The following is a 1,851-nucleotide window of genomic DNA, read 5'->3' on the forward strand; positions in this document are numbered from 1 at the left end:
GTTCTGCGTCGGCGTTGCGCTGCCGCCCGAGGCGTTCCCGGACGACGCATTCGTCTGACTCGCTTGCGCGGCCGTATTGTTCGCGCTGCTCGCGGCGGGCTGAACCGTCTGGCGGGTCTGCTGCGAGAGCACGGCGGAGAAGGGCAGCGCGTTGCTGTCGTCGGTGTTCGACGATCCGGCGCGGTGGCCCGTCACGGCTTGCAGGGCCGCGCCTGCGGAATCGGTCAGGAAGCTAAGAATCGACATAGTGGGCGCCTTGGGTCCTTCAAATCGGGGAGTCGGCACGACGGCGCAGGCTGCGCGCGGCGTACTCGTCGTTTTCTTTCTGCTCGCGGCGCGCGACACGCAGCGCCGTGCGGGCTTGCTCACGCGAAGCGAGCGTACCGAAGGAATTCAGGCGGCGCTGCTGCGCTTGCCATTCGCGGCGTGCGGCCGCGAGACGCTCGTCGGCTTGCTCGAGCAGCATGGCTTGCTGTCCGATGGCCGTGTCGAGCGTATCGATGAATTGCTGGAAGTTGCGCCAGTCGCAGCCGGCCATGCCCTGAATCGTCGCCGTCTGCATGCGCGTGCGGTATTCGTGGCGATACTGGCGCAGTGCTTCGAGCTGACGCTCGACCTCGGCGCGCTGCGTCTGGCGTTCGCCGAGCAGGCGCGCGGCTTCGTCCACGTCCTTCTGGGCGAGTTCGATGAGCAGCTTGAGAGGCAGGGTGGAATTCATGGCCGCCGCCGGTTAGTGGAACAGACCGTGCATCTGGTGCACGGCGTCCGGATAACTGGCCCGCTCGCGCATTCCCTGTTGCAGGAAGTTTTCGAGTCGGGGATACAGCTCGATCGCCTGATCGAGCATCGGATCGCTGCCCGGCGCGTACGCGCCCACATTGATGAGGTCGCGGTTGCGCTGATAGCGCGAGAGCATCTGCTTGAAGCGCCGTACCTTGTCGAACTGCCCATCGTCGATGAGCGCGGTCATCGCACGGCTGATCGACTGTTCGATGTCGATCGCCGGATAGTGCCCCGACTCCGCCAATTGACGCGAGAGCACGATATGGCCATCGAGAATGGCGCGGGCCGAATCGGCGATCGGATCCTGCTGGTCGTCGCCCTCGGTGAGCACGGTATAGAACGCGGTGATCGAGCCGCCACCGTCCGGACCGTTACCGGCACGCTCGACCAGCGCCGGAAGCTTGGCGAACACGGAAGGCGGATAGCCCTTCGTGGCCGGCGGCTCGCCGATCGCCAGTGCGATTTCGCGCTGGGCCATGGCGTACCGGGTGAGCGAGTCCATGATCAGCAGCACATCCTTGCCCTGATCGCGGAAGTACTCGGCCAGCGTGGTGGCGTACGCCGCGCCTTGCAGGCGCAGCAGCGGCGAGACGTCGGCGGGCGCCGCCACGACGACGGAGCGCGCCAGGCCGTCCGGCCCGAGAATGTTTTCGATGAAGTCCTTCACTTCGCGGCCGCGCTCGCCGATCAGGCCCACGACGATGACTTCGGCCTGCGTGAAGCGGGCCATCATCCCCAGCAGCACGCTCTTGCCGACGCCCGACCCGGCGAAGAGGCCCATGCGTTGGCCGCGCCCGACGGTGAGCAACGCATTGATGGCGCGCACCCCCACGTCGAGCACCGAGTCGATGGGCGCGCGACCCAGCGGATTGACCGGCACCGACGCGAGCGAGGCGCTGTCGGTCATGCCCAGCGGGCCGAAATCGTCGAGCGGACGGCCGGCGGCGTCGACCACCCGGCCGAGCAGCGCTTCGCCCACGGGCAGACGCTTGCCGTTGTGACGTTGATTCGGCAGCGGACCGTCGGCGGCGGGCTCCATCGGGTACACGCGAGCGCCTGGCAGCAGGC

3 protein-coding genes are annotated in these 1,851 nt (G+C 67.4%); all 3 read right to left on the reverse strand.

The annotated features are described in order from the left end of the window. Positions 1-246 (reverse strand): hypothetical protein (locus A985_RS0101620; RefSeq protein WP_017231686.1); only part of this gene is annotated, 246 nt, incomplete at its 3' end. Between the two features lie 19 nt (positions 247-265). Further along, entirely contained in the window at positions 266-718 is a 453-nt protein-coding gene (gene fliJ, locus A985_RS0101625; protein ID WP_017231687.1) for a flagellar export protein FliJ, read from the reverse strand. A gap of 12 nt (positions 719-730) precedes the next feature. Continuing rightward, the coding region (locus tag A985_RS23815; protein ID WP_039829701.1) for a FliI/YscN family ATPase at positions 731-1,851 on the reverse strand (1,121 nt) is incomplete at its 5' end.

The sequence above is a fragment of the Pandoraea sp. B-6 genome, from assembly GCF_000282835.1.
GTDB classification, from domain to species: domain Bacteria; phylum Pseudomonadota; class Gammaproteobacteria; order Burkholderiales; family Burkholderiaceae; genus Pandoraea; species Pandoraea cepalis.

Bases quoted from the DNA above. Each gene is read 5' to 3' on its own strand.
- fliJ (WP_017231687.1), bottom strand. From the start codon at position 718: ATGAATTCCACCCTGCCTCTCAAGCTGCTCATCGAACTCGCCCAGAAG.